The organism is Algimonas arctica, from assembly GCF_014652695.1.
GTDB lineage: Bacteria > Pseudomonadota > Alphaproteobacteria > Caulobacterales > Maricaulaceae > Litorimonas > Litorimonas arctica.
In genome coordinates, this window is the sequence record NZ_BMZH01000002.1 from 154262 (window position 1) to 180971 (window position 26710).

Consider the following 26710-nt stretch of genomic DNA (forward strand, 5'->3'; position numbering starts at 1 on the left):
GAGAGACCGATGAAGATTCTTGAGACGTCTGTTTATCGAGGGCCAAATGTTTATGCGCTCTTTCCCGTCATCCGCCACAAAATCGATATTGGTGTGCTGGAAGATTGGCCGACTGGACGCTTAGGGGACAGCTTCATCGAACCGCTCATCGCCGCTCTCCCGAGCTTACATGAGCATGGCTGCTCTTATGGCGAACCCGGGGGATTCATTCGCCGGCTTCGCGATGATAATGGCACATGGTTCGGCCATGTTTGGGAACATGTCGCGATCGAAATCCAGAATATTGCTGGCGCGGACGTTACGTTTGGCAAAACACGCGGCGCCGATGAAGAGCCCGGCGTCTATAATATGATCTTTGAGTTTGAGGAAGAACGGGTCGGTCTGGACGCTGCTGACCTTGCGCTCAAGTTTCTGACCTCCCTGCTTCCAGACACCCTCGTCGACCCTGACTCCCGGATTGACGATTTTGATTTTGATACAGAACTTGAGAGCTTCATCCGAAGCGCTCAGCGTTTGGCATTGGGGCCGAGTACGGCATCGCTAGTCAAAGCCGCGCAAGATCGCGACATTCCCTATATGCGGCTGAATAATTACAGCCTGATTCAGCTTGGTCACGGCCGCTATCAAAAACGCATTCAGGCCACGATTACGAGCGAGACGAACTATATTTCTGTGGAGTTGGCGTCTGATAAAGACGAAACCAATAAAATTCTAGCCGACCTCGGCCTGCCTGTTCCACGTCAAATTCTCGTTCGCAACGGTGATGAGGCGCTGCGCGCCGCGAGGCGGCTTGGCGGTCCTGTCGTTATCAAACCGCTAGACGGCAATCATGGCCGCGGCATCTCGATTGAGCTGGAAGAAGACGAACATATTCTCGAAGGGTTCGACTTTGCGAAAGAGCATAGCAAAAGCCGCAGCATCATTGTCGAGACCTTCATTAAAGGGTTCGATCATCGCATGTTGGTCGTCAATGATGACCTCGTGGCGGTCTCAAAACGCGTCCCCGGTCATGTCGTTGGTGACGGCAAAAGCACGGTGACTGAACTGGTCGATGAGGTTAATTCTGATCCTCGCCGCGGGGTTGGTCACGAAAAGGCGCTGACCCGTTTAGAGCTCGACACCAAAGCCATCGAACATCTTGAGGAACACAATTACACAGCAGAGACTGTGCTCGCCGATGGAGAGACACTCTATCTGCGCTCGACAGCCAATCTCTCAACAGGCGGCACCGCTATTGATGTCACGGACATCGTCCATCCAGATAACCGCGAAATGGCGATCCGGGCGGTCAAGGCCATCGGTCTTGATATTGGCGGGGTCGACTTCCTGTCGCTCGATATTTCGCAGTCCTACAAGGATAATGGAGCAGGGATTTGCGAGATCAATGCGGCTCCCGGCTTCCGGATGCATGTGTCTCCCTCAGAAGGAAAGTCACGCGACGTGGCCGGGGCCGTCATGAATATGCTGTTCCCCGAAAACTCTCCGGCCCGCATTCCGATGATTTCAATCACGGGAACTAACGGCAAAACGACAACTGCGCGCATGATCTCTCATATCTGTAAAATGAGCGGCCATACGGTGGGGCTGGCCACAACCGACGGCGTGTACATTAACGGAAACCTCACGGTTAAAGGGGACCTCACCGGCCCCATTTCGGCGCAAATGGTGCTACGCGATCCGACGGTTGATGTGGCTGTGTTAGAAACCGCACGCGGGGGAATGGTGCGCAGCGGCATGGGGTATCGCCATTGCGACATCGGCGCTGTGCTGAACATCTCAGCCGATCACCTTGGCCTGAAAGGCGTGGACACGCTCGAAGACATGGCCCGGGTCAAACGCCTCGTCGTCGAGATTGCGCGCGACACGGCTGTCTTGAATGCAGACGACGAACACTGCTTGCGTATGGCGGAACATACCGAGGCCAAGAACATCTGTTACGTCACGATGCATGCGACCCACCCGCTGGTGAAAGAACATATCCGGGTGGGCGGTCGCGCTGTTGTGCTGGAACAAGGGATCAACGGTCATATGATCACCATCTACGAGAAGAGCGCGCATATCCCCTTGATGTGGACGCATTTGATCCCCGCAACCATGGAAGGGCGGGCGATGCATAATGTGAATAATGCCATGTTTGCCGCCGCAATCGCCTTTAGCATGGGCAAAAGCTTGGAAGACATCCGCCTCGGACTATCCTCTTTCACGACCAGCTTCTCTCAAGCGCCGGGCCGGATGAATGTGTTTGACGAACATCCCTTTAAAGTCATCCTAGATTACGGCCATAACCCGGCGGCTTTCGAAGCTATGACCAACCTTGTTGATCAGCTCACCCCTGCGGGCAAACGGATTGGCGTCTTCGCGCTGCCGGGGGACCGTCGCGATGAAGACATCACAGAGACCGCCCGGATAATTGCAGGCCATTACGATCACTATATCTGTAAGCGCGATGACAAATTACGCGGTCGCGGGCCGGACGAAGTGCCGAAGCTGATGAAGGCTGCCTTGTTAGACAATGGCGTGGCTGAAGAAGATATCAGCGTCATACCCTCAGAAGAAGATGCCGTTGACGCCGCCTTACAAATGGCGGCACCGGGGGATCTCCTCGTTATTTTTGGTGACGAAATCACCCGCTGTTGGAAGCAAATTATCTATTTCAATCGACCCAACAACTCCAATCCTGACTTCGAATCCGCTACCTCCAACAGGATGGATAATGCGAGCCCCACCGGCACGTATGAGACCACCGATAATGGGTCCAGTCCCGCCGACGAAGACGAGGATCAAGCCATCACCGTCAATCTGGAGGGTATGAAACTCGTGCGGGATAAGCGCGGTGTTCGCTTGGCAAGTGAACCGGAAGAATCAGACTGATCTCGATCATGCAACTGACGGATTCACGACGACTGACGGGGCCCAGTTTAATTCTGGATCGTCCGGGCGCAGCTGCGGAGATCAGTGTGGACGACCATGTGAAGGACAGCGCCCTTGCGCGCTGGGCCACTCACGTCCGCACCTTGCTGGACGCTGTCGGCTGGCCCGATGAAACCCTTGCCGTGCGGCCTTATCAGGGCGGCGCGACCCTCGCCATCACCGCGCCTATTGATAGCTTGTTTGCCGCAACGGAGATTGTCGAAGCCGCGTGGGCACAAGTCTGCGCGGAAATTGCGGGTGAGGTTTCACCTGATTTAAATTTCGCGATTGGCCAATTGAAAGAAGACATTGCACAGGAAAGAGACCCCGTTTTTCGAGCCCTACACGCCGCCTCACACAGCAAAGGGGTTGCCTGCCTGTTCGATGAAGAGACCGTGACTTTGGGTCTTGGCAAGACAAGCCAATGCTGGCCAAGAGACGCGTTACCCTTACCCGGTCAGTTCGACTGGGCCGATATTGCTGACGTCCCCGCAGCTATGGTCACAGGCACGAATGGAAAGTCCACCACGGTGCGGATCGCGGCCGCCATCGGCGCCGCGGCGGGATTGACCCTTGGTTTTTCGACCAGCGACTGGGTGCGTGTGGGCGACGAGACTATTGCAAAGGGCGATTATTCCGGGCCGGAGGGGGCACGCCTCGCCCTACGCGACCCGCGCGTCGACCTCGCCGTGATCGAGACAGCCCGAGGCGGTTTGCTGCGCCGCGGTCTTCCGGTTCCGCGCGCCACAGCCTGTCTGATCACCAACATCGCCGCCGATCATCTTGGCGAATACGGCATCCATACCGTTGAACAGTTAGCCGATGCGAAGTTCACTGTGTCCAAAGCCGTCGAGAGAAGCGGCACGCTTATTTTGAATGCGGATGATGCGTGCCTAAAATCTCGGGGGCAGGCTTTTCCGGGTGATGTCGCTTGGTACGGCTTATCTCTGAGCGAGAGCGATGTGCCTTTAACCGGGTATGCCGCCTTCGTCATGGACGACCATTTCGCCGTGTCCCATAATGGCAAGATTACCCTAATCTTACCTGTAAAAGAGTTTGTTCCCGCTTTAGGCGGCGCTGCACTCTATAATGTCTCCAACGCCTTGGGCGCGATCCTCTTAATGCGCATACTCGGCGTGAACACCAATGCCATCAATGCGGGACTGTTAGCTTTCGAAAGTACGGCGGAGGATAACCCCGGTCGCGGTAATTTTATTGACGTCGGCGGTGTCAACGTGGTCGTTGATTTCGCCCATAATCCGCACGGGCTGTCAGCGCTAACCGAGGCGTTAAACACGCTACCCGCCAAACGCCGCCTTTATATGTGTGGTCAGGGCGGCGATCGCAGTGATGCTGATATCTACCAGTTGACGAAAATCATCCGCGACGCCGCATCGGATGCCATCATCGTCCGCGATATGCCGTCTAAATTGCGGGGACGAAAGCCCGGCGAAGTCCCGGCTCTCATCCGACAGTATTTGGCCGAGATGAACTATCCCACAGACCAAATTTTCAATGCCGAAACCGAAGTCGAGGCCGTCGCAAAAGCCTTTTCGTGGGCGCAGCCCGGCGACTTGCTCGTCCTGCTGATTTACGAAAACCGAGACAAGCCCTTAGGGTTGATCCAGAAGTTGCAGGCTGAAAATTGGCGGCCTGGGCAGGCTGTGAGCGTCTAAGGTTCCGGCTCAAAGACGCGCACAACTAAGTCCATCCGGCTCGAGATTGCGGCCCGCTTCATGCCCTCGGAATTATACGGCATGATGATGGTCCCGGCCCGGTCAATCGCGATAAGGCCGCCGTCGCCGCCAAACGCTTTGACCTTATCCAAAGTCGCGCGCGCTGCCGCGTTCATATCCGTTCCCCCGTAGCGCATTTGCGCGGCGATATCATGGGCGGCGCAAGTGCGAATAAACGGCTCGCCGTGTCCGGTGCAAGAAATCGCGACCTGATCATCAGCCCACGTTCCGACCCCGATCAAAGGCGTGTCGCCAACACGACCCGGGCGTTTGTTAAAGATGCCCCCCGTCGACGTTGCCGCCGCTAGGCCTCCGTTCATATCCAATGCAACAGCCCCGACGGTGCCGTGATCCGCATTTTCAGCCCCAGACCCGTGACCCTCATGTTCCGTGTAATAGGCGTCAGGATCGTCGACACTGGCGAGTCCCTTTGCGAGCGCGAAATCACGCGCGCCCGCGCTCGTCATCATCACATGTCGGCCATCCTCTAAGATCAGTCTTGCGGCGCGCACCGGGCTGACCATATTTTGGATTGCGGACACCGCCCCCGCTGCTTGCGTCGCGCCGTCCATGATGCTGGCATCCAGTTCAAACAATCCGTCCGTATTCGGCGCGGACCCTTTTCCCGCCACATAAAGGCCAGACGCTTCGAGCAGTTCAACCATTTGCGTAACGACATCTAAAGCGCTGTCTCCGGCTTTAAGTCGCTCATCGCCAAGCGTGATTAAGTCACGCATGTGACGCCTCTGAGCCGTATAGTCCGTTCCGGGCTGCGCGCCCGCGCCGCCATGAATGACAAGTGCATGGGTCATGTCTGATCCTGAGTGGGGTGAATCGGTATTAAAATGTAAGCCACCCTATTACATAATTCATCGCAAATATCGTCGACAGGTCGCAGGCGGATCGGCTGACCACTGACATTCTCGCAGTCAGCTAGACTTGCGTTCTCTCGCTTACTCCTTAGGGGAGCGCGCATGTTATCGATTACAGATCTAGACTATGCCGTTCAGGGCCGTCCCTTGTTCAAAAATGCCAGCGCGCAAATTGCGGCCGGGTGGAAGGTCGGTCTGATTGGACGTAACGGCACGGGCAAATCCACCCTGCTCCGCTTGATCCGCGAAGAGGTTGAGGCCCCGACCAAAGATGCGTCGATCCGTATCAACAAAGGCGCGCGCCTTGGCTGGGTCGCGCAAGAGGTCGAAGCGACGGACGAAACGATCATGGAAGTCGTTCTCGCGGCGGATCAGGAACGCCACCGCCTCATGGCAGAATCCGAGACGGAAACCGATCCCGATAAATTGGGTGAAATATATGAGCGCCTGACAGACATGGATGCGTGGAACGCAGATACACGCGCGGCCATCGTGCTCATGGGTTTGGGCTTTAAAACTGAGGACTTCCACCGCGCGACTCGAGAGTTTTCAGGCGGCTGGCGCATGCGCGCGGCGATTGCCGGTGTGCTCGTCTCAGAACCTGACGTTTTGTTGCTCGATGAGCCGACCAACTATCTTGACCTTGAAGGCGCGACCTGGCTCGAAGGCTATATCCAGAAATATCCGCATACAGTCATTATGGTCAGCCATGACCGCGAACTCTTGAACCGCTCCGTCACCCATACGCTGGCACTCGAACATCAACAACTGATGATCACGACCGGGGGCTATGATGATTGGATGACCCTGCGCGCCGCCAAAACCGCGCAGCTGTCAGCGCAAAAGGTTAAACAAGACGCGGATAAAGCCCACCTTCAGGCTTTTGTGGACCGCTTTAAGGCGAAAGCCTCAAAAGCCCGACAGGCCCAGTCTCGCGTCAAGCAGCTCGAGAAAATGCAAGAGATTGCAATCCCGATCTCAGAGCGCACGACGCCATTTTCATTCCCCGCGCCAAAGGGAAAACTTGCCCCGCCGATGTTGCAATTGGAAGACGCGGATTTAGGCTATGGCTCTGACGCGAAAATCCTGTCCAAAGTCAATTTACGGCTAGACCCGGATGACCGCGTCGCCATCGTCGGCGCCAATGGTCAGGGTAAAACGACGCTGGTCAAATCTATCGCCCAGCGCCTACCCCTCATGACAGGGCATCGCAAAGCCTCGGCCAGTTTGCGCATTGGCTATTTCTCTCAAGATCAGCTGGATGAGCTGACGGCCGGGGAAACAGTTCTCGATCACATCACGCAAAAATTGCCCAAGGACACCCCGCAAAGCAAAGCGCGCGGCGCGGCGGCCGCGATGGGCTTCCCGCATGAAAAAGTGGAAACCAATGTCGAGAAACTCTCGGGGGGCGAAAAAGTTCGGTTACTGCTCGGCCTGATGTCGCTCGATAAACCGCATGTCTTGATCTTGGACGAACCGACTTCGCACTTGGATATCGATAGCCGCGAAGCCCTGATTTACGCGCTTAATGACTTTCCCGGCGCGGTCTTATTGATCACCCACGATGTCTATCTGGCCGAAGCGACGGCGGACCGCCTCTGGCTCGTCAATAAAGGTCGCGCCAAACGCTATGATGGTGATCTGCAAGACTATAAAAAGCTCGTCATGCAAGCAGACCGGGCTTAATCCCGACGCGCCCTTTCACGCTCAGCCTTATTCCATTTCAAAGGTAAGACCCGCATGGTCGCGCAAACGCGCGATCAGCGCATCGCCCATGAGGGTGGCGGGTGTCCAGAACCCGCCCTGCGTGCCGTCTGGAATATCCTGCGCCAAACAAGCCGCCGCCTGCGCCAACATTTTCGCCGTCGAACCATAGCCGGGATCGCGGTCGCCCGTGACGCGCGCTTTCATCATCTCGCCCGCGTCCGTTTCGCCCATAAACAGAAGATTAAATTCGCCCTCTAATTGGGCTTTCTCGCTGGGGCCTTCACCGGGTTTTGGCAGGACAAATTTTTCCAACGCCCAGCGCACGGGCGGCACGACCAACGCAACCATAAAGCCCCCCATCCCCCACGCACTCGCCCGCGCCATACGTTTCCCGCGGCCGCCTTTGCCTGTCACAACCGCTTCTTCATACAAGAAGTCGGACCCATAGCCCGCATCGCTCAACGCGTTCGAGCGGTGCACAATACGAGTATTGATGGCGGCCATGACGAAGGGCGCAATCCAACTCCCATAGTCATCATCATAGGCGACTTTTACATCGGGCTGCCGCGATGAAAAATCGTGATCAGGCGGACAGAGACTATAAGGGTCCTTGAGCTGCTTGCGAAGATCCGGATCGCCAGCCGCTTCTTTGACCATATTGATGATACTGGCGACGGTGCCGCCGGATGGACCGCCTTTCATTTTCACGACCCGCATATTAATTCTACCCAGCGTCTGGCCGTGCGATTTTTTCGCATTCTGCTGTAAGAAATGCACACCAAGGTCAGACGGTATTGAATCAAACCCGCAACAATGCACGATCAGCGCACCGGATTTTTGGGCCGTCTCTTCATATTGCGACTGCATCTTACGGATCCATTGCGGTTCACCGCTCAGATCACAATAATGCGTTCCTGACTCCGCACAGGCTTTGACCAGCGCATCGCCATAGAGCGCGTAAGGCCCGACCGTTGAAATTACGACTTTGGTTCGCGCGCACATCGCCTGTAATGCCGCGTCGTCCGTGGCATCCGCCACAATCATGTCAATATTTGTGAGGCCGACATCGTCACTGAGGGTCTGCAGTTTGCTTTCTGAGCGCCCAGCAATCGCCCATCGGACGGAGCCATCAGCGAATTGCGTGCTCATATAGCGTGTCATGATTTGACCGACAAAGCTGGTCGCACCGAAAACAATGATGTCGAATGACGGATTTACCATAGGGATCTTTCGCGGAAAATATGAAGCCGTTCGTTTGCCTGCCGACCTGCGTTAGCATTCTATGGAACAGTTTGAATACAGCCCATTCCGCCCGCGACCGCCGCCGCCGCGACCAACACAGTATTCTGGACAGTGGAAACCGACCCGAAAAGCGCACTGAGCGGTGATTGTTGCGCAATCACGGTATCCTCGCTTGATATGCGCCCTTTTATATGCGTCATAAAGATAATGACAAAACCACTCGTCTTTTTCGATGAAATGCTCGGACCCGACGGTGAGGTCCGCCCCGCTTATAAAGATTATGACGCCGTGGTCGCCGGTGTCGACAAAGCCGAACTCTTGAAGAAATCTGCCGAAGCCGAGCGCTTCTTTCGCAAAAAAGGCATTACTTTTAATGTCTATGGCGACACGGATGCGGATGAACGTCTGATCCCGTTCGATATCGTGCCTCGGATCATTAGCGCGCGCGAATGGAAGAAAATCCAACGCGGCATTGAACAGCGCGTCAAAGCGCTCAATGCGTTTCTCCATGATATTTACCACCGCCGTGAAATCATCCGCGCGGGCCACGTCCCTGCCAGCCTAATCGATAATAACGAAGCCTTCCTTCCGCAAATGATCGGCGTTGATCCGCCCGGCGGTATCTACACCCACATCGTCGGAACTGATCTGGTCCGAACCGGGCCGGATGAGTTTTACGTGCTCGAAGATAACGCGCGCACCCCGTCCGGCGTGTCCTATATGCTGGAGAACCGCGAGACGATGTTGCGCATGTTCCCGGAGCTGTTTTCGCGCGTCGGCGTTGAAAATGTCAGCGACTATCCGATGATGCTGCGCCAATCTCTGGCCGCATCCGCACCGCCGGCCTGCACCGGAAAGCCGACCATCGCGATCCTGACTCCCGGCGTGCATAATTCGGCCTATTATGAACATGCGTTTCTTGCGGATCAAATGGGCGTGGAATTAGTCGAAGGCGGCGACCTTCGCATTGTCGATGGCCGAGTTGCGATGCGCACGACCTGCGGCTTTCAACCGATTGATGTGCTTTACCGCCGGGTTGATGACGACTTTCTAGACCCGCTGACCTTTAATCCGGAATCCATGTTGGGCGTGCCCGGTATTTTCGATATTTACCGCGCGGGCGGCATTACCATTACCAATGCCCCCGGCACTGGTATCGCCGATGACAAGGCGCTTTATTCCTACATGCCCGACATCATCAAATTTTATACTGGCCAGGAACCCATCCTGAAAAACGTCCAAACATGGCGCTGTGCGGATAAAGACTCGCTTGCTTACGTGCTCGATAATTTAGCCCAACTGGTGGTCAAAGAAGTCCACGGATCAGGCGGTTACGGTATGTTGGTCGGGCCCGCCGCCAGCAGGGCCGAGATCAAAGCCTTCCGCGCCAAACTGATCGCAAATCCGCGCAATTACATCGCGCAACCGACCTTGGCTTTATCCACCGTCCCTGTCCTGACCAAAGCGGGACTCGCGCCACGTCATGTCGATTTACGGCCCTTTGTGCTCGTTTCATCAAAATCAATTAGCGTTGTTCCCGGCGGGTTAACCCGCGTCGCGATGACCGAAGGATCGCTCGTCGTGAATTCAAGCCAAGGCGGCGGAACCAAGGATACATGGGTGTTGACAGATGAGTAGCCAGTCACAAACCCAACAGACAGGCGTGGGTCTCACACCGTCAGATCAAACCATGTTAGGCCGGACCGCGTCCGGTTTATTCTGGATGATGCGTTATTTGGAACGAATGGAAAATACGGCCCGCCTCGTTGATGCCGGTTTTCGCATGTCTCTCACCCGGTCCCGCACTCAACGGAGCGAATGGGAATCCGTGCTGACCACATCCAGCGCAACGCAGGCTTACCTGAAAACCCATGACGATTTCCGCACAGACAGCGTCGTCGAATTCCTAGTCTGCGACCGGGATAATCCCGGCAGTATTCGCAGCTCGCTCGCCGAAGCCCGCCAAAACGCGCGCATGACCCGCACCGCGCTGACCATTGATACATGGGAAGCCGTCAACGGCGCGTGGCTGCAACTCAACATCGCGCTCGATAATTATAAGGGCAAACAGGAACTGCCAGAGCTCCTATTCCAAATCCGCCAGCAAGCGGCGCTCGTGCGGGGCACGATGAACGGCACGATGCTACGCAATGATATTTTCCGCTTTATGGAACTCGGCGCGATGATCGAACGGGCCGATAATACGGCAAGGATTCTGGACACGAAATATTATGTGCTGCTCCCGTCCAGCGCGTCTGTCGGTTCGCCGCTCGACCATGTGCAATGGGAGATGATCTTGCGCTGCGCGTCCGCCGAACGGTCGTTCCATTGGTTGCATGGTGGCGACATTTCCGCCGCGGCAATTGTGAACTTTCTTGTCCACGACATCCGTCTGCCCCGGTCCATCGCCTTTTGCTATAAAACGATCCGGACAACTTTGGCGGAAATGAAGGCCAACTCTGAGGCCTCGAACGCGGCCCTCGACATGGCCATCCTTCATAATGACCATATTAACGGATCCAGCAGTGAAACCATCATCGGCTTCGGCCTGCACGAATTCCTCATCGACCTGATTGCGCGCAATTCTGAATTGTCCGCTCAGATCGAAACCTCTTACAGGTTCCAACCTTAAATGCGGCTCAAAATCGAACACCGGACAGAATATGTCTATTCCCAGCCCGCAAGCTATGCCTTGTTGCAATTGCGGATGCGCCCGCAATCCAACGACACGCAAACTATCCTGTCCTGGGACCTTAACTTAGACGGCGCGCGCCCTCAGGCACGTTTTAACGATCATTTGGGCACAGATATCGATTTGATCGAACCCCTCCCCGGATCGGACCGCGTCGCGATTACAGTCGTCGGCGAGGTTGAGACCCGAACGCCGGACCGGATCATCGCGCCCATTAAGACGCTTCTGGACCCACGTTTTTTTCTGCGCGGAACAGATTTAACGTCATCAACTGACGCGATCACCGCTTTGGGTGAGTGGACGAGCAAAACAGCGGTTGTGGACGTTGGCGACCTCCATACGCTCAGCCATAATATTTTGGACGCCATGCCCTACACACCCGGTACGACAGATGTGTCTACGAGCGCTGCTACCGCTTTTGAGCGCGGAACGGGCGTGTGCCAAGATCACACCCATGTTTTTCTGGCTGCCGCCCGCGCGATGGGCGTACCGGCCCGCTACGTGAGTGGCTACCTCATGATGGATGATCAGGTCGAACAAGACGCCAGCCACGCGTGGGCCGAGGCCTATGTTGACGGGCTCGGCTGGATCGGTTTTGATATTTCAAACGGGATTAGTCCTGATGAGCGCTATGTAAAAATAGCGCACGGACTTGACTATAAAGATTGCACCCCAACCCACGGAATTGTAATTGGCGCCGTGACGACGGCCGACCTCGTCGTGTCCATTCAAGTCCAGCAATAGCGCCATCATATTTGGTGTCCGCGCTGTGCGTTCAGGTAAATTCCAATGACCTATTGTGTCGCCCTTAAGCTCGATAACAGCCTCATTTTCATGTCCGATACCCGCACTAATGCAGGCATCGACAATATCTCAGTCGTCAAAAAGATGTTCACTTGGTCCGAGCCGGGTGAGCGAGTTATCACCCTGATGACCGCGGGCAACCTCGCCACCACGCAAGCGGTTGTAAGCCTATTGGATGAGCGCTCCAAGGCGCCCAAGGACCGCAATCCGAATTTGATGCATGTGCCGACCCTATTCCAAGCAGCGCGGCTTGTCGGTGACACGTTGAAAGAAGTCGTCTCGACCTCTGCATCGGGTGGCCCCACATCTAACTCGCCCTTTGGCGCGACTCTGATCATGGGCGGCCAGATCGCCGGAATGGCCCCGCGCCTTTTCTTGATCTACCCAGAAGGCAACTTTGTCGAAGCGACAGACGACACGCCTTTTTTCCAAACCGGCGAGACCAAATATGGGCGGCCGATTATTCTCCGGGCCTTTGATCCATCGATGAGCGACGCTGAGGCGATCCGGCTGCTTTGCGTGTCATTTGACTCCACCCTCAAAGCCAATCTCTCCGTTGGTATGCCGCTCGACTCGCATATTTATGAGACTGGAAGTTTGCGCGAAGGACGTATGTTCCGCATCAACGATACGGACCCCGCCTTTTCACAAATATCGACTCAATGGGGACACTCGCTCAGAACGGCGCTAGACAGTCTGCCTGAATACCCTGTGCCCGCCAAGACGTCGTAAACGCGCGTTTTTCTGGCAGAGTGGAGCGCTAGGATGAGCGCTGGCCCAAAAAAAGTTCTGAAAGCATGGGTGACAGCAGCGCGATTTCAGCCCACTTAAAGGCCCGCCTCCGCATTGAAAGTTCCTGCCCGTCCTCATGCTTCGCCTCGCCCGTTATATTCCCATCAGGGGCAGCCTGATCGGCCTGACGCTGGGGGTGACGGCTGTCGGCGCTTGTTCGGCGCAACAGAGCGAACCGACCACAGGAACACAGATTGGTAGCACTTCACTCTGCGCGGATAGTTATCTAATCGCACTGGCTCCGGAACGTATCGGCGCGCTGTCATGGCAAGCTGGAAGCGAACTTTCGACGGCTGATGACGCGATGGCTCAGCATCCCCGTCTGTGGGCCAGCCGCGAAATTCTTGTCGGCACAAATATGGCTTTAGTGACTGGTCCGGGCGACCCAAGTTTTGGCCGTGAGGACATGTTGGACCTCACATGGGGCGAAGATTTCGAAACGGTCCGCATGAACGCGACCGTCTTGTCCGAGCAATTCGGCGTGGACATTTCAAACTTTGAGTCCGCGCTAGCGAGCCTTTCGTCGCTTCCGCGCCCTGACCCGCAACCTCGGGTGCTTTATCTCTCTCGCTCTGGCGGCAGTGCGGGGCCGGGCACATTTGTTGATGCCGTTATCACCGCGGCGGGCGGCCTAAATGTCAACACCACACCTGGATGGCACACGCCGACGATTGAGCATACGTTGCAATTTGATCCGGACTTAATCGTTACGAGCTTTTTTGGCTCTCATTATGCTGGAGTTAGCGACCGCGCGGTGCGCCATTCAGCTTTGCGCCATTATCTAGCCGACCGCCCCCGTGTAGAGATACCCGGCAAACTCTGGCCCTGTGCCGGACCCGGACTGATTGAGGCGACTCGGCAACTTAATACGGCGATCACTGCGCTATGATCCGCGCGCTGCTCATCGGGCTGGCTTTAATCGGCCTCATCGCGTCACTCTTAGTGGGTCCCGCGCCGATCGATCTGTCAGCCGCGATCAACGGACTGTTGGGACAGGCAGAGCCGGCCACCAATGCCATTATGCGCGAGGTGCGATTGCCCAGGGCGATTGGTGCGCTCACTGTGGGCGCAGGATTGGGCGCATCGGGGGCCGCCTTACAAGGCTTCACCCGCAATGACCTCGCCGCGCCCGGTTTGCTAGGATTTTCGGCTTGCGCGGCGCTCGGTGCCGTTGCCGCGCTCTATTTCGGCTGGACCTATTTCCTCATGCCTGCGGCGATTGGCGGGGCCTTAATCGGCGCAACGATCATCGCGATCATGGCGCGCCGCCACGTTGGCGCGGGCGGATTAATCTTGGCCGGGATCGGCATCGGTGCGCTCGCTACAGCCATCACGGGCTTGCTCATGAACCTCGCCCCTAATCCATGGGCCTTGTCAGAATTAACCTATTGGCTGATGGGGTCCTTGGAAAATGTCGACGCAGGCGGGCTCAGCCTCGCCGTTCCCTTGACCCTTGTGGGCCTGGTGGCGCTCTGGCGGTCGGGGCCGTCCCTCCGCGCCTTATCTTTGGGGGAAGATACGGCGTCTAGTCTCGGCGTATCGCTGCGGCACGTACAGGCCTTGATCGTCGTCGGAACAGCGCTGTGTATCGGCTCAGGCGTGGCATTGGCCGGCGCGATTGGGTTTGTCGGTCTATTTGTGCCGCACATTATGCGCCGACTATCTGGACCTGACCCGGCCGCATTGATCGGGCAGTCTGCCGTCGCCGGGGGCATGTTCCTGTTAGCAACAGACACAATCGCGCGCCTCACGGCGGGACCCGGAACACCGCTCTACCTCGGTATTGTCACGTCCCTGATCGGTGTACCGTTCTTCCTTTATCTCGCCTTGCGTAAGACTCCGTCATGAGCGGCCTCTCCGTCAACCGCGTCCACTTGCGCTACCCGAACGGCGGCGGCATTGAGACAGGACGCCTCGATTTTGGAGCCGGACAGATCATCGCGCTGCTTGGGCCAAACGGGGCTGGGAAATCAACGCTGATCAAGGCGCTCGTCGGGGCCGTGCGCGCCGACGTCGAGGGGCTCTCTGTGGCTGGACAAACCCTGATTGATCCGCGTCAGCGCGCGCGAAATTTGGCCTATCTTTCACAGACCCGAACGGGTCCTGCGCTGAGTTCGGTTCGAGACATTATCGCACTCGGTCGCTTTCCTTTCGGAGCTCAAGACCCAGAGCAACGCGTTGCGGCTGTCATCGAGACACTGGGCTTAGGCCCCTTTGCAGACCGTCCCTTCGGAACACTGTCAGGCGGCGAACAAGCCCGTGTTCTTTTGGGGCGGGCGCTAGCGGTTGATGCGCCCGTACTCCTAGCGGATGAACCGACTGCCTCGCTCGACCCGCATTACGCACTGCGCATTATGGATACATTGCGATCCGAGGCGAGACGGGGTCGCACCGTCATTGTGTCCGTGCATGATCTGTCACTCGCTGAACGCTATTGCGATCAGGCGCTCATTCTGGCGGGGGGCTGCATCGTGGGACAAGGCACCGTGCGCGAAACATTAAACGCGGACATTCTCAGGGATGTCTTTCGCGTGTCCCGTTCTCCGGACGGTCTTACGCCGCTGTCTTGACCTGTTCGTGATGAAATGGTCCCTAGTCTCAGGCGTCTCGCCTGCTAGGAACACCCGATGAACGCGCTTCTCGACCCTGCTAAATTTCTCGACCCTCACATCACGGCGAAAGGCGAGCCCCGCGCCACTGTCGCTTTTCAAGGATTTAAGACGCTGTGGTTTAACACGGGCTCACTGTGCAATATTGAGTGCGCCAATTGCTACATTCTGAGCAGTCCAACCGCTGATCATTTTATCTACCTGACACCCGACGACATACGCCCGTTTCTCGACGAATTACCCGACGCCATTGAGATCGGCTTTACCGGGGGTGAGCCGTTCCTCAATCCCGATGCCATCCGCTTGTGCGAAATGGCACTAGAACGCGGGCATGACCTCCTCATCCTGACCAATGCGATGCGGCCGATGATGCGGCCGCGCGTAAAAGCCGGGCTTTTGGATCTCAATACGCGCTTTCCTGGAAAAATGACGCTTCGGGTGAGTCTCGATCATTACTCTGCAGCCGGGCATGATGCGGAACGCGGCGCGGGCGCCTTTGCCAAAGCCCTGCCGGGTCTGGATTGGCTCGCGGAACAGGGGTTTTCTATGCACATTGCCGGGCGCGCTATCTTTTCTGACTCAGACGCCGAAGCCCGCGATGGCTACCGCGCCTTAATCCATAATCACAACTGGCCGATTAAGGCCGATGATCCGGCCGCACTCATGTTATTCCCGGAAATGGATGACACAGTTGACGTCCCTGAAATCACCACCGCCTGTTGGGACATCCTATCGGTCCATCCAGACAGTATGATGTGCGCGACGTCGCGCATGGTCGTCCGACGCAAAGGCGAACCCAAAGCGCGCGTTCTGGCTTGCACCCTACTCTGGGATGACGTGCAATTCGACATGGGCGCTACGCTGGATGAGGCGGCGCAGACGGTCTCTCTCAACCATCCGCACTGCGCCAAATTCTGCGTCCTCGGCGGGGCCAGCTGTTCGGCTTAAGGCTACTCAGCCCCCAGCGAACTTTCTCCAAGGTTATCTTCAACAAAGTCGATCATGGCTTCCGCCAGCTCCTGACGGCACCTCTGAATGCTGAGGTAATGATCGTCGCCCTCAAAGCTTAACCGTTCATGCCCACGTCCGCCCGCAAGGGCGCGATCCATACTGATGAATTGGTCATAATTCACGACGGAATCGAGCGTCCCGTGGGCGAGCAAAACGGGGCCCTTAATATCCTCCGCCCGATCGACGGGGCTGTTCGCACGCCGGAGTGTATTATCCTCCAGCATAGTCCCTAAAAAGCGACGGGCGCTGCCTCTGCCAAAGGCAAATTTTTGCTGGTCCTGATAGAAACTCTTCACATCTGTGAGAGCCGCGACTGCGATTGTGCATTGGTAAAGTTCCGGATCATTCGCCGCCCCCATCAAGGCGGCATAACCGCCAAATGACCACCCGGCGATACAGATTCGGTCAGGGTCTGCGTAACCTTTTTCGATTAGATACCGCGTGCCGTCTTCCACATCGTCTTGAATCAGTGTCCAATCTTCCCGTCCGGCGCGTTCAAACGCTTCGCCGTATCCAGTCGAACCCCTAAAATTCATCTGCAAGACCCCGTAACCATGCGCCGCAAAGAGTTGCGCCATCCAGTCAAACGTCTTGAAATCCCGCGCATAGGGCCCACCATGAGGCAAGACGATAAAGGGCAAATCCTTGATCTGAGAATTGTCTCGAACCTGCGTCGGCAACGTCACATAGGCCGGTATTTTCGAGCCATCGCGTGTCGTGTATTTGACCGAGACAACATTCCCAAGCGATTGCGAATCGACCCCAGGATAGTTCAGCGTCAGCAACGAAAAAGGCTGTCCCGATTGGTAAACATTAAGTCCGCCCGGATCATAGGGGTTGCTGACTCGGATCAAAATAATCTGTCCGTCTTTCGATTGATCGATCAGCTGGACCGCGTAGCCATCCAATTTGCTTTCAGCTTCGAGGAGAACTTGACCATATCCGGGCAATAGAGTTCTAACAGGCACGTCCGACGCATAGGTCGCACCAACAATCTTTGTCCCGTCGGATGAGAATAGTGGGCCGCGCGCATCAAACGTGTCGTTTTGGAAAATCGTTTCGGTGAACGCACGCTCGACCAGATCATAAATATGCAAACCGCGTGTGTTCTGATCGCGGTAAGCCCGCACGACCAATCGCGTCATATCGGGAAAACCAGCGACAATATCCACATCAAGGTTTAATCCCTTATATTTTGAAATATCTTCAAATTCTCCGGACTGAGGATCACGCACAATCGTTTGTGGGGTTGCTCCGCTGGAGCCCGTAAAACCAGACCCCGCAATGACTTGACCATCCGTTGTCGTGACCCAATCCGTGATACTAAATTTATTTTTGTGCACCACACGGTCACGACCGGTCGCAACATTGACTTTACGCACGTCCGGATAAATCTGGTTAGAGTCGTCGCCTGCAAACTCCATAAGAATATGGTTTGGATCATCTTCCAACCAGTCGAGAACAACGTCATTATATTGTCTGAATCCTTGTGGCCGAACCAGTATCCGTCCCTCAAGCGTATCGGCGTCGATCGAATAAATCGAACTTACCGTAATAGCGAGTTCGTTCTGCGTGCTATTGAAAGCCGCGTTTTATAGCCGACTGCCCGTTGTTCTACGTGTGCCACCGACTTCGACAGACCCCCAGAGTGATACGAAAACGCGGTCATTATTGGCCCACTTAATCCATTTTGGCTTGGCTCCCTCACCGAGCGTCAGCGCCCCATTGTCGTCAAGGGATTCACCATCCAAAGACACGATTTGAACGACATACTCCCCGTTAACCGCTCGAATAATCGCGACCCGCGTTCCATCCGGCGAGATCGCCGCATCATAGCCCGCAGGAAGTTGTCCAAATTGGGCTGCATCTGGTGCAGCGGCGACTGTCATGCCTGTCGATACAGCGATTAAAGCCGCGCTCACGAGAGTGGCTAAACCCAACTTAAAGCGTCCCATCGAAAACCTCATTGTTTCACAAATACACGCTTGCGTAGCAATATAACCTAAGCCCTGTAAAGCCGGAGACGGTGGGATCGTCAGCGCAAATCTATTTCTGCGCTGTCGCAAATTATCGCGCTTTCTCATCCCTGTTACGCGGCGTTTTGAGCCCTTCGCCGAGCGCGTTACCCCGCCTTAGATTTATCATTTAATGAACGGACTTTCCCCGTTCACTTTGATCAGGAACGCTTCGATCCCTTTGAGCATGGCCTGACGATTGGCTTGATTGGACATGTAATGATCTTCGTCCTCGAAGCTCATATACGTTCCGTCCACGCCCGCACTTTCCAGCCGCCGTTTCATCCTTATGTATTGATCAAACCTAACGGCTAAATCGCTTTCACCGTGCGTCAGAAAGACAGGGATGCGAATTTTGTCAGCTTGTTGCACCGGATTGTTCGCCCGCATCAAATCCTTATCGTCCATCAGCGACCCAAACGTACGGACCGCCATGACCTCCCCACTCGCATAATAATCCTTAAGGTCAGAAATAGCGTCTGGAACATCCGTCAACGCCGCAATCGCAATTGAACACGCGTATAGATCGGGAGTCTTGGCGGCGCCCATCAAAGCTGCGTATCCGCCATAAGACCAGCCGGCGATGCAGCTCTTGCTCGGGTTCGTATACACTTTTTCAATTAACCATCGCATGCCGTCCTCGACATCTTCCTGCATAACGACCCAGTTGCTACGGCCTGCCTCAGAGAAGCTTTTACCGTAACCCGATGATCCGCGAAAATTCATTTGTAGAACGAGATAACCACGGGTCGCGAAAAACTGCGCTAAATAATTAAACCGTTTTTCTTCGCGCGAAAAAGGACCCCCATGAGGCAAGATAATCGTCGGTAGATTTTTCAAATCCGCGCCGTCCGTAATGATCGGTGGCAACGTTAGGAAAGCTGGAATCTTTTGTCCATCACGGGCCTTATAGCTCAGTGCAATCATAATCCCCATCGCGTCAGTGTCCAGGCCTTGCATATTGTCCAAGAGCCATTTGGCCTCTCCGCCACGCTGATATAAATAGAGCCCCCCCGGTTCACTCGGGCCGCTAACCTTCAAAAGAAGTTTCTCAAAATTCGCTGATTGGTCAATAATGGAGACCTGATAACCCTCAAAATATTCGAGCGCTTCTTCATAAGTACTATTATATTCATCGAACAAAACACGTTCGCTTATTTCCCCCGTGAAGCTCGCGCCAACAATCTTATTGCCGTCCTCCGACAAAAGGACATTTTTGACGTCATACTCATCATTTTGATAAATGGCCTCTCCCCACTCTTTTTTAGCCAAATCGTAGCGGTGCAATCCCCGTGTATCCCGCCCTCGATAAGCGGACATAACAAGGGTCCGCCCCACATCAACGACAGCGACAACAAACATCTCTTCGGGGTCTAGGCCGGGAAATTCATCCGCCATTCCCCACTCCCCAGTTGTAGGGTCAAGAATGCGCATGAATGCCTTTTTGCCTTCACTACGTGACCCAAGGCCGACACGCGACTCTCCGTTGGAATCCGTAATCCAGTTGTTCACGCCAATAAACCGACGCTTGATGACCTTACTACGACCTGTTGCAACCTCAACTTTGCGTACATCCGGTAGCGCTTATTCGTCGCGGTCGCTGGCGAATTGCATGATAATATGATCGGGGTCATCTTCGAGCCAATCGAGCACTCGGTTATTAAACTGCCGCATGGTTTTCTTTGGCGGCTTCACGACAATATTGGCTTCGAGCGTATTTGAATCGATCAGATGCAAAAACCCAGTCTGGATCGGAATATCCCGGTACATTTGTGTCTGACGAACAGAAACGATCACACGATGATTATCAATCCATTTGACGTAGTCGGGCTTTACCTGATCCCCTAATCCAACCACGCGCAGCTCGCCTAGTTTGGATCTTGACCCTGTCAAATCAATGAAATTGATGAAATATGTGCCTTGATGGTTTTGCAAAATCGCAATTTGTTCACCGTCCGGTGCAATCGCGGCATCATGGGCTTGTGGCAACTGTCCAAATAGCGCGGCGTCTGGGGCGGACTGCGCAGCGCCAACAAACATCAATGACGAGAAAAATACCGCAGACAAAGCGGCCAAGCCCAATTTTGAGCGTCGCATATAAGAGCCCCGATCGGTACGAATACACGCTTGCGTAGCAACGAGTTTATAGGGATGCAACTTTGGCGACGGCGCAATAGGCGCGTCAGCCCAATGCTCTCTAAGCCGAAAAATGTTTGGAGAGGCGCAGGCCTTGCGCTTGGTAGGAGCTACCGGCGGCGCCGTACAAAGTCGTGGGCGGTTCGACCAAGGCCTCAAAAACGAGGTGGGCCACGGGTTGACCGTGGGATAGCAAAAACGGCACATCGCGTCCGCGGACTTCAAGCACCGCGCGACTGCCAGCACCGCCTGCTTCGGCAATCCCAAACCCCGGGTCAAAGAAGCCCGCATAATGCGCGCGAAATTCACCGATTTCCGTATCAATCGGCGCCATTTCAGCGGCCTCACCAACCGGGATTTCAACCGCTTCACGGCTCGCCAATATATAGAACTCTTCCGGCTCCAGAATAAGCCCGCCATTCGTCAAGCGGATCGGCTCCCAATAATCCAGTGCATTATGCGCGCCAACACCGCGCAGATCGACCAAGCCGGAATGACGCCGCGCCCGGTAGCCGACAACTTGGCTCTCTGGTGACAGGTCGACAGACACGGTTTGTTTGCGTAGCGGTTTTGACTCGCCTTGTCGAAAACGGATTTGCGACAGTCGATCCCCCGTGCGCGCCAAAATCGGGAAGGTCCGAGGCGCAACTTCCAGCCAGAGCGGGCCCGAATATCCATCCGGCAACGCATCAAAACGGTCCGAGGCCTCGCCCACGGCACGGGCGAAGACATCCAGCCGTCCGGTTGAGCTTTTCGGATTTGCCAAGGCGGATAACCCAGCGGGTAAATCAAGGCTTTCGCGCAACTCAATCAGGTAAATACAGCCTGTTTCCAGAACCGCGCCAGCATCAAGGTCGATTTCATGTAAGCAGAGCGCGTCGATCCCATCCGCGACCCTGTTTCCCGCGCCCGGTAAGAAAGATGCGCGCATACGAAAGGCGCGACGCCCCAAGGTCAGGTCGAGCGACGCAGGCTGCAACGTCTGCGGCAAAGCCGTGTCGCTCACGTCTTTTGCGACGCGCACATTCCCGGCCTTAATCAAGGCCGCGATCTGCTGAGAGGGCAGGATCATAACATTAGACTAGGCGCGCAACTCAGAGCGCTCAAGCGGCGAAATCACTGAAAAGGTGGACGAAATCGTTTGGCGAGGTCCGTAAAATTCTGGCTCAACTGGGATGAGGCGCATTCCCTTCCCGCGCGATCACTGCGAAAATATGGCACAAAGCGGGGTAAAACAGTTGCATGGCGGCATCCTACGTGAAAACTTTATCAGGCTTGGAAACTGTGACGTGGGACGGTTACGGCCAAGTGTGGGAAAGGGGACATTATGGACAAGTCAGAAAATCACGGCAAGTCTGAAACCAAAGACGGCTCGGCCGTTCCGCCCATCATGCCCCCCATGTTTGAACAACGCACAGGCGATGTCGTCGTCCGGGTCGAACCCGAATATCTCGCTGAACAAAGTAGCCCTTCTGACGGTCGTTTTATCTGGGCCTATACGGTCGAAATTGACAATCAATCGGCGGATGATCTCCGCGTCACTGGACGGTACTGGCATATCGCGGATAGTCGTGGTCAGGTGCAAGAAGTTCGCGGCCAAGGTGTTGTCGGCGAAAAACCCGTCGTTAAAGCCGGAGAACAATTCCGCTACACCTCTGGCGCTCCGCTCTCCGCCCCATCCGGCATGATGAGCGGCACGTATCGTGTTGAGCCGGAAAGCGGCGATGCCTATGACGTCGAAATTCCGGTTTTCGTCTTAGACAGCCCGTTTGAAGGCACAATGTTCAACTAGGTCTTATAATCCTTTGTGTCTGAGCCGTCCTCCGGGGCGGCTTTTTTTATGGCCTGTTTCAGGTCTGCACGCATTNCAACACCGCTCGCCGGAATGACAGCCGATGGCCGTGTGCGCCTGCCCGGTCTGGATCGCACGGAAATTGCCGCTCACTTAACCGCGATGGGCATTGAGACAAAAAAAGTCCGCATGCGCGCCAACCAGATTTTCAACTGGCTCTACCATTGGGGTGTGACGGACTTCGATCAAATGACAAACATCGCCAAGGGCGTTCGCGCTCAACTGGCTGAAAAATTCACGCTGGACCGTCCTGAAATTGTTGAGCGCCTGATTTCAGAAGACGGCACCCGTAAATATCTCATTCGCATGGCGCCGGGCATCGAAGTGGAAAGCGTGTTCATTCCCGACGTGTCGCGATCCGGCGCGCTCTGCGTCAGTTCACAAGTCGGCTGCACCCTGACCTGCACGTTTTGCCATACAGGCACGCAACGTTTGGTCCGCAATCTAACGCCCGCTGAAATCGTGCTGCAAGTCATGATTTGCCGCGATGATCTGGGCGAATGGCCCTCCGCGTTTGAGCCGCGCAGCCTTGTTAACATTGTCTTCATGGGCATGGGGGAACCGCTTTATAACACGGACAATGTGATCAAATCGATCGACCTTATGAGCGACGATCAAGGCATTGCCATTGGGCGTCGCCGCATCACCGTCAGCACATCAGGCGTGGTCCCCGATATCGCGCGCGTTGGCGAAGCGAACCCGATGCTCGCGATCAGCTTGCACGCGGCGGACGACGCAACTCGTACGCAAATCATGCCAATCAATAAGAAATATCCGCTCGATACGCTGCTCCAAGCCTGTCGCGATTATCCCGGGCTGTCGAACGCCAAACGGATCACATTTGAATATGTCATGCTCAAAGGCATTAATGACAGTCCGCAGCACGCCCGTAACCTCATCACTAAATTACAAGGCATTCCTGCCAAAGTGAATTTGATCCCGTTCAACCCGTGGCCGGGGACGGATTATGTTTGTTCCGACATGGACGTCATCGAGGATTTCGCCGCGCGCCTCAAAAAAGCCGGACTCGCCGCGCCCGTCCGCAAGACCCGCGGCGAAGACATTATGGCGGCCTGCGGGCAACTAAAATCCGAGAGCGAAAAGAAACGCGCGAGCGCGGTCCGTCGGGACGCTAAAGTTTAATCGCCCCGTTTAATGGTTCTGAACTAGTGGCTCTGAGCGATTCGCCGTACACTGGCAATAATTTCCGCATGTTCACGCGCTTCCGCGTCCGTCGGTAGCGTCTTCGGATAGGCTTTGGCCATTAATCGGAATGACAAGGTCAGCCCGTTGAGATGAAAGCCCCAGTCAATCTGTGTCCGGTCTCGATCATACGCGCCCGAGCGGACCGCTGGAATACCGTTTTGACTAAATTGTTTTAGACCCGGCTCACCGGCATCAAAGGCGGCGCGACTAATCTCCGTGAGATCCCGTGTCGCACTCAGATGGGCGGTTAATTCAAACCGTTCTAACGCCACGCGCCATTGCGTGGTCACGCGCGAATCCGGAAACAGCGGATTAGGCGACGCCGTCACCGCCGCAATGGTGGCGTGATCCGGCAGATCAAATTGAAACCAAGCAAGCTCGACGGTAAACATGGGCGCAGCCTATCATAGGCAAAACCGGAAATGCAGCGCCTATTTACCGTCGATTTCTTCGGAATTGAGCAACCCCTCAGAGCGTTCCCGCAAAGCGTCCGGGTCGTCGATCACCGCCAGTAGGCTTAGCATGCGGGCGCGCGTCTCTTCCTCGGTGGCCCCGTCAGGCGAGGTCGCATCGATTTGCTGCAACAGGGCTGTCGCGCGCGGCAGGAGCGACGGATCATCCAGCACAATCAGCGAAAAGGCGTAATTGCCCATCACCACAATATCCGCCGGCATAGCCGCAACCGCGCGGTCGTAATGCGCGAGGCCCTCACTTAATGACGCCCCAAATTTACCGTCACCCGCTGCCCGGACAATACCCAGATGCCACGCCCCATAGAGCGCATCCGCACGTGGATCGTTCGGCGCGGCGGCTTCAAACGCTTCAATCGCCGCATAGGTATCGCCGATCAGCCCCTTCATCACGATCGCAAAGGCTGAGCTACTACGCGTGCGAAAGCCCGTGTGTAGCGCGCGCAGAAACAGGGCTTCGACATTGCCAGGATCGCGTTTTAACGCGCGGTTCGCCAGTTTGATCGCAGCTTTGGCGTGATCTTTGGAGTTCTCGACGCGCATCAGCATAATCTCGGCGGCCATGACTTCGGCCGCTGCGTTCAGCCCCTCAACCGTATCCGCGGCCAAAGCCGTCGCGCGCGCGTCTTCATACCGGCCCTGATAAAGGAGATCGCAAGCCGGATCGGACGCAAAAGCGGGACCGGCGAGGAGGATCAGCATGAGCGAGAGGCCGTATTTCATCTCGCCCACCCTAGCACAGGCGCGTGAGCTGTGCGTGAGGGACACGCAATTGTGACCTTAACCCAACCGCACGTCAATCATATCCGCCGTTTCTGCCGGCCCGTAAATCGCCACGAAAGACCCGAAGCGCGGGCCTTGGCTTTGGCCCATTGTGACTTCGTAAATCGCGGTGAACCAATCGCGCAGGTTCTCAAATTCATGGTCCTTTCCGACCGAGAACGTAATCGTCTGCAGCGCTTCGCCGTCCGTAACCTCGCTGGCATCGATTGCGCGCAGGCGGTTTGCCAGATCGCAGAGCGCCGTACGTTCTTGTTCCGTCGGCTCGCGATAAGCTTTCGTGGGCGCGACAAAATCCCGGTAATAACGCACGGCATAATCGCACAGACGGTCCAATTCAGGGTTCGCTTCTGGCGTCGCATCCGGCGCATAGCGCGTGATGAAACCCCAAAGAATATCCTTGCTCGACGCGTTCGCCGCACTGACCAAATTGAGCAGCAGTTGATAGGTGAGCGGCGGAATATAGCGTGGCGGTTTGCCGGAATGAATGTGCCAGACGGGATTGTTCAACCGGGCTTTTTCGTCCTGCCCCTCATAGGCGGCCAAGTGCTGATAATATTCGTCGACCATTTTCGGAATGACGTCGAAATAAAGTTTTTTCGCCACGCGGGGACGGAGAAATTGGAACAGCGACAGCGATTCCTGCGGCGCGTACTTCAACCAGTCTTCGACCGAAATGCCATTGCCTTTGGTCTTCGATATCTTCTCGCCTTTTTCATCGAGGAACAGCTCATAAACATATTGCACCGGTGGTTCGCCGCCAAGAATTTTACAAATCTTGGAATAGATCGGCGCATTATCCTGATGGTCCTTGCCAAACATTTCAAAGTCGACGCCGAGCGCCGCCCAGCGCATGCCGAAATCGGGTTTCCATTGCAGTTTGACGTTACCGCCTGTGACAGGAAGCGTGACCTCCGTGCCGTCATCATCAGCAAAAGTAATCGTGCCCGCTTTGGCATCGACAGACGTCATCGGCACGTAGAGCACGCGGCCAGAGGTTGGACTTATCGGGAGGAACGGCGAATAGGTTGCTCGGCGTTCTTCGCCGAGTGTCGGCAACATGACCGCCATAATGTCGTCGAACTTGTCCAGCGCGCGTAGTAAATACTCGTCAAAGGCGCCGGATTTGTAGAGCGCCGTCGCGGAGCGGAATTCATAATCAAAGCCAAACCCGTCGAGAAAGGATTTAAGCCGCGCGTTCATATGATCGCCATAGCTCGCGTGCGTGCCGAACGGGTCCGGCACGGTCGTGAGCGGCTTTTGCATATGGGCTTCCAACATCTGCGCGTCGGGCACAGTCGCGGGGATTTTGCGCATCCCGTCCATGTCGTCAGACACGCAGAGGATCACCGTCGGGATTTGCCCGTCCGTGATCGCTTCGAACGCATGGCGCACCATGGTCGTACGTACGACTTCGCCAAACGTGCCGATATGCGGCAGGCCAGACGGACCATAGCCGGTTTCGAAAACTACGGGGCCGTCGCGCTTTATGCCGCGTTTGCTCTCAATAAACAGCCGCTTGAGGATATTGCGCGCTTCCTCAATCGGCCAAGCTTTGGCTTTGATATGCTCAGGATCGAGGTCTTTGAGGTTGATATTGTTCGGGTCAATCATGGGGGTGCACATACGAGGTTGAGGGGGGGAAGTATAGCCAGCCAAACGGCGCATTCCATGCACCTGCTTTTCACCGCACATCACCGGGCCGGATAAAGTCTCGTGAGGCCAAATGACCAATATTTACGCGTCTAAATCCTATCGATTTGCGCGCCGAAGCCTATTAAGGGAATGCGTTCATATCGAAACGGTTCTGCAACCTCGTTCCACCATACCCCTTGAACCGTTTGCGTGTCGCGCTATGTCCCGCCCTAATACTCGC

At 55.7% G+C, this 26710-nt stretch carries 24 protein-coding genes; 13 read left to right on the plus strand and 11 right to left on the minus strand.

Features of this window, described 5'->3' with window-relative positions:
- Window positions 1–9 precede the first annotated feature (9 nt).
- Window positions 10–2871 carry a cyanophycin synthetase gene (gene cphA / locus IE105_RS02900; protein WP_189495241.1) on the plus strand — a complete coding sequence of 954 codons (2862 nt, stop codon included), beginning with the start codon at window positions 10–12 and terminating at the stop codon, window positions 2869–2871.
- Window positions 2872–2879: 8 nt separating this feature from the next.
- Window positions 2880–4586 carry a Mur ligase family protein gene (locus tag IE105_RS02905; protein WP_189495243.1) on the plus strand — a complete coding sequence of 569 codons (1707 nt, stop codon included), beginning with the start codon at window positions 2880–2882 and terminating at the stop codon, window positions 4584–4586.
- Here the strand turns inward: IE105_RS02905 and IE105_RS02910 are convergent.
- Window positions 4583–5458: an isoaspartyl peptidase/L-asparaginase family protein gene (locus IE105_RS02910; protein WP_189495245.1), complete on the minus strand. Its 876-nt coding sequence runs from the start codon at window positions 5456–5458 to the stop codon at window positions 4583–4585. The two genes, IE105_RS02905 and IE105_RS02910, sit on opposite strands and share 4 nt — an antisense overlap.
- Before the next feature lie 162 nt (window positions 5459–5620).
- On the opposite strand from IE105_RS02910, the gene IE105_RS02915 reads away from it, so the two are divergent.
- On the plus strand, window positions 5621–7204 hold the full coding sequence (locus tag IE105_RS02915; RefSeq protein WP_189495247.1) for an ABC-F family ATP-binding cassette domain-containing protein: 1584 nt from the start codon (window positions 5621–5623) through the stop codon (window positions 7202–7204).
- 27 nt (window positions 7205–7231) lie between these two features.
- Here IE105_RS02915 and IE105_RS02920 read toward each other — a convergent pair whose 3' ends face one another.
- Entirely contained in the window at window positions 7232–8446 is a 1215-nt protein-coding gene (locus IE105_RS02920) for a saccharopine dehydrogenase family protein (protein ID WP_189495249.1), read from the minus strand.
- Between the two features lie 59 nt (window positions 8447–8505).
- A complete protein-coding gene (locus IE105_RS15495) occupies window positions 8506–8628 on the minus strand; it encodes a hypothetical protein (RefSeq protein WP_267904651.1) in 123 nt (40 codons plus the stop codon).
- 46 nt (window positions 8629–8674) lie between these two features.
- On the opposite strand from IE105_RS15495, the gene IE105_RS02925 reads away from it, so the two are divergent.
- The 8 genes from IE105_RS02925 to IE105_RS02960 all read left to right on the plus strand — a co-directional run bounded on the left by IE105_RS02925 (window position 8675) and on the right by IE105_RS02960 (window position 16312).
- Window positions 8675–10105, plus strand: coding sequence for a circularly permuted type 2 ATP-grasp protein (locus IE105_RS02925; RefSeq protein WP_189495251.1), 1431 nt, complete (start codon window positions 8675–8677; stop codon window positions 10103–10105).
- The gene (locus IE105_RS02930) at window positions 10098–11099 is read left to right on the plus strand and encodes an alpha-E domain-containing protein (protein WP_233353957.1); all 1002 of its coding nucleotides are present in this window, start codon (window positions 10098–10100) and stop codon (window positions 11097–11099) included. The genes IE105_RS02925 and IE105_RS02930 overlap by 8 nt, the downstream gene beginning before the upstream one ends.
- On the plus strand, window positions 11100–11903 hold the full coding sequence (locus IE105_RS02935) for a transglutaminase family protein (RefSeq protein WP_189495253.1): 804 nt from the start codon (window positions 11100–11102) through the stop codon (window positions 11901–11903).
- Between the two features lie 45 nt (window positions 11904–11948).
- Window positions 11949–12695, plus strand: a complete 747-nt coding sequence (locus IE105_RS02940) for a proteasome-type protease (protein WP_189495255.1) — start codon at window positions 11949–11951, stop codon at window positions 12693–12695.
- 136 nt (window positions 12696–12831) lie between these two features.
- Window positions 12832–13644 carry a substrate-binding domain-containing protein gene (locus IE105_RS02945; RefSeq protein ID WP_189495257.1) on the plus strand — a complete coding sequence of 271 codons (813 nt, stop codon included), beginning with the start codon at window positions 12832–12834 and terminating at the stop codon, window positions 13642–13644.
- Window positions 13641–14603, plus strand: a complete 963-nt coding sequence (locus IE105_RS02950; protein ID WP_233353959.1) for a FecCD family ABC transporter permease — start codon at window positions 13641–13643, stop codon at window positions 14601–14603. The genes IE105_RS02945 and IE105_RS02950 overlap by 4 nt, the downstream gene beginning before the upstream one ends.
- Window positions 14600–15325: an ABC transporter ATP-binding protein gene (locus IE105_RS02955; RefSeq protein WP_189495259.1), complete on the plus strand. Its 726-nt coding sequence runs from the start codon at window positions 14600–14602 to the stop codon at window positions 15323–15325. Before IE105_RS02950 ends, IE105_RS02955 begins: the two co-directional genes overlap by 4 nt.
- A 57-nt stretch (window positions 15326–15382) precedes the next feature.
- Window positions 15383–16312, plus strand: a complete 930-nt coding sequence (locus IE105_RS02960) for a radical SAM protein (RefSeq protein WP_189495261.1) — start codon at window positions 15383–15385, stop codon at window positions 16310–16312.
- Between the two features lie 2 nt (window positions 16313–16314).
- Here IE105_RS02960 and IE105_RS02965 read toward each other — a convergent pair whose 3' ends face one another.
- The 5 genes from IE105_RS02965 to IE105_RS02985 all read right to left on the minus strand — a co-directional run bounded on the left by IE105_RS02965 (window position 16315) and on the right by IE105_RS02985 (window position 21598).
- Window positions 16315–17799 carry an alpha/beta hydrolase family protein gene (locus IE105_RS02965; RefSeq protein WP_189495263.1) on the minus strand — a complete coding sequence of 495 codons (1485 nt, stop codon included), beginning with the start codon at window positions 17797–17799 and terminating at the stop codon, window positions 16315–16317.
- Between the two features lie 168 nt (window positions 17800–17967).
- Window positions 17968–18330 carry a hypothetical protein gene (locus IE105_RS02970; RefSeq protein WP_189495265.1) on the minus strand — a complete coding sequence of 121 codons (363 nt, stop codon included), beginning with the start codon at window positions 18328–18330 and terminating at the stop codon, window positions 17968–17970.
- A gap of 186 nt (window positions 18331–18516) precedes the next feature.
- A complete protein-coding gene (locus IE105_RS02975; RefSeq protein WP_189495267.1) occupies window positions 18517–19824 on the minus strand; it encodes a S9 family peptidase in 1308 nt (435 codons plus the stop codon).
- Between the two features lie 150 nt (window positions 19825–19974).
- Window positions 19975–20487 carry a hypothetical protein gene (locus IE105_RS02980; RefSeq protein WP_189495269.1) on the minus strand — a complete coding sequence of 171 codons (513 nt, stop codon included), beginning with the start codon at window positions 20485–20487 and terminating at the stop codon, window positions 19975–19977.
- Window positions 20488–20587: 100 nt separating this feature from the next.
- Complete coding sequence (locus tag IE105_RS02985; RefSeq protein WP_189495271.1) at window positions 20588–21598, minus strand: 2'-deoxycytidine 5'-triphosphate deaminase domain-containing protein; 1011 nt, start codon at window positions 21596–21598, stop codon at window positions 20588–20590.
- Window positions 21599–21853: 255 nt separating this feature from the next.
- On the opposite strand from IE105_RS02985, the gene apaG reads away from it, so the two are divergent.
- A complete protein-coding gene (gene apaG / locus IE105_RS02990) occupies window positions 21854–22318 on the plus strand; it encodes a Co2+/Mg2+ efflux facilitator ApaG/CorD (RefSeq protein ID WP_233353960.1) in 465 nt (154 codons plus the stop codon).
- Between the two features lie 48 nt (window positions 22319–22366).
- Window positions 22367–23521 carry a dual-specificity RNA methyltransferase RlmN gene (rlmN, locus tag IE105_RS02995; protein ID WP_189495739.1) on the plus strand — a complete coding sequence of 385 codons (1155 nt, stop codon included), beginning with the start codon at window positions 22367–22369 and terminating at the stop codon, window positions 23519–23521.
- Window positions 23522–23544: 23 nt separating this feature from the next.
- Here rlmN and IE105_RS03000 read toward each other — a convergent pair whose 3' ends face one another.
- Genes IE105_RS03000 through IE105_RS03010 form a run of 3 tightly spaced genes read right to left on the minus strand, consistent with a single transcriptional unit; the run spans window position 23545 to window position 26448 of the window.
- Complete coding sequence (locus tag IE105_RS03000) at window positions 23545–23976, minus strand: hypothetical protein (RefSeq protein WP_189495273.1); 432 nt, start codon at window positions 23974–23976, stop codon at window positions 23545–23547.
- 39 nt (window positions 23977–24015) lie between these two features.
- A complete protein-coding gene (locus IE105_RS03005) occupies window positions 24016–24777 on the minus strand; it encodes a tetratricopeptide repeat protein (RefSeq protein ID WP_189495275.1) in 762 nt (253 codons plus the stop codon).
- Window positions 24778–24834: 57 nt separating this feature from the next.
- On the minus strand, window positions 24835–26448 hold the full coding sequence (locus IE105_RS03010; RefSeq protein ID WP_189495277.1) for a lysine--tRNA ligase: 1614 nt from the start codon (window positions 26446–26448) through the stop codon (window positions 24835–24837).
- Between the last annotated feature and the right edge of the window lie 262 nt (window positions 26449–26710).

Bases quoted from the DNA above. Each gene is read 5' to 3' on its own strand.
- cphA (WP_189495241.1), top strand. From the start codon at position 10: ATGAAGATTCTTGAGACGTCTGTTTATCGAGGGCCAAATGTTTATGCG.
- IE105_RS02905 (WP_189495243.1), top strand. From the start codon at position 2,880: ATGCAACTGACGGATTCACGACGACTGACGGGGCCCAGTTTAATTCTG.
- IE105_RS02910 (WP_189495245.1), bottom strand. From the start codon at position 5,458: ATGACCCATGCACTTGTCATTCATGGCGGCGCGGGCGCGCAGCCCGGA.
- IE105_RS02915 (WP_189495247.1), top strand. From the start codon at position 5,621: ATGTTATCGATTACAGATCTAGACTATGCCGTTCAGGGCCGTCCCTTG.
- IE105_RS02920 (WP_189495249.1), bottom strand. From the start codon at position 8,446: ATGGTAAATCCGTCATTCGACATCATTGTTTTCGGTGCGACCAGCTTT.
- IE105_RS02925 (WP_189495251.1), top strand. From the start codon at position 8,675: ATGACAAAACCACTCGTCTTTTTCGATGAAATGCTCGGACCCGACGGT.
- IE105_RS02930 (WP_233353957.1), top strand. From the start codon at position 10,098: ATGAGTAGCCAGTCACAAACCCAACAGACAGGCGTGGGTCTCACACCG.
- IE105_RS02935 (WP_189495253.1), top strand. From the start codon at position 11,100: ATGCGGCTCAAAATCGAACACCGGACAGAATATGTCTATTCCCAGCCC.
- IE105_RS02940 (WP_189495255.1), top strand. From the start codon at position 11,949: ATGACCTATTGTGTCGCCCTTAAGCTCGATAACAGCCTCATTTTCATG.
- IE105_RS02945 (WP_189495257.1), top strand. From the start codon at position 12,832: ATGCTTCGCCTCGCCCGTTATATTCCCATCAGGGGCAGCCTGATCGGC.
- IE105_RS02950 (WP_233353959.1), top strand. From the start codon at position 13,641: ATGATCCGCGCGCTGCTCATCGGGCTGGCTTTAATCGGCCTCATCGCG.
- IE105_RS02955 (WP_189495259.1), top strand. From the start codon at position 14,600: ATGAGCGGCCTCTCCGTCAACCGCGTCCACTTGCGCTACCCGAACGGC.
- IE105_RS02960 (WP_189495261.1), top strand. From the start codon at position 15,383: ATGAACGCGCTTCTCGACCCTGCTAAATTTCTCGACCCTCACATCACG.
- IE105_RS02965 (WP_189495263.1), bottom strand. From the start codon at position 17,799: ATGGAGTTTGCAGGCGACGACTCTAACCAGATTTATCCGGACGTGCGT.
- IE105_RS02970 (WP_189495265.1), bottom strand. From the start codon at position 18,330: ATGGGACGCTTTAAGTTGGGTTTAGCCACTCTCGTGAGCGCGGCTTTA.
- IE105_RS02975 (WP_189495267.1), bottom strand. From the start codon at position 19,824: ATGCGCATTCTTGACCCTACAACTGGGGAGTGGGGAATGGCGGATGAA.
- IE105_RS02980 (WP_189495269.1), bottom strand. From the start codon at position 20,487: ATGCGACGCTCAAAATTGGGCTTGGCCGCTTTGTCTGCGGTATTTTTC.
- IE105_RS02985 (WP_189495271.1), bottom strand. From the start codon at position 21,598: ATGATCCTGCCCTCTCAGCAGATCGCGGCCTTGATTAAGGCCGGGAAT.
- apaG (WP_233353960.1), top strand. From the start codon at position 21,854: ATGGACAAGTCAGAAAATCACGGCAAGTCTGAAACCAAAGACGGCTCG.
- IE105_RS03000 (WP_189495273.1), bottom strand. From the start codon at position 23,976: ATGTTTACCGTCGAGCTTGCTTGGTTTCAATTTGATCTGCCGGATCAC.
- IE105_RS03005 (WP_189495275.1), bottom strand. From the start codon at position 24,777: ATGAAATACGGCCTCTCGCTCATGCTGATCCTCCTCGCCGGTCCCGCT.
- IE105_RS03010 (WP_189495277.1), bottom strand. From the start codon at position 26,448: ATGATTGACCCGAACAATATCAACCTCAAAGACCTCGATCCTGAGCAT.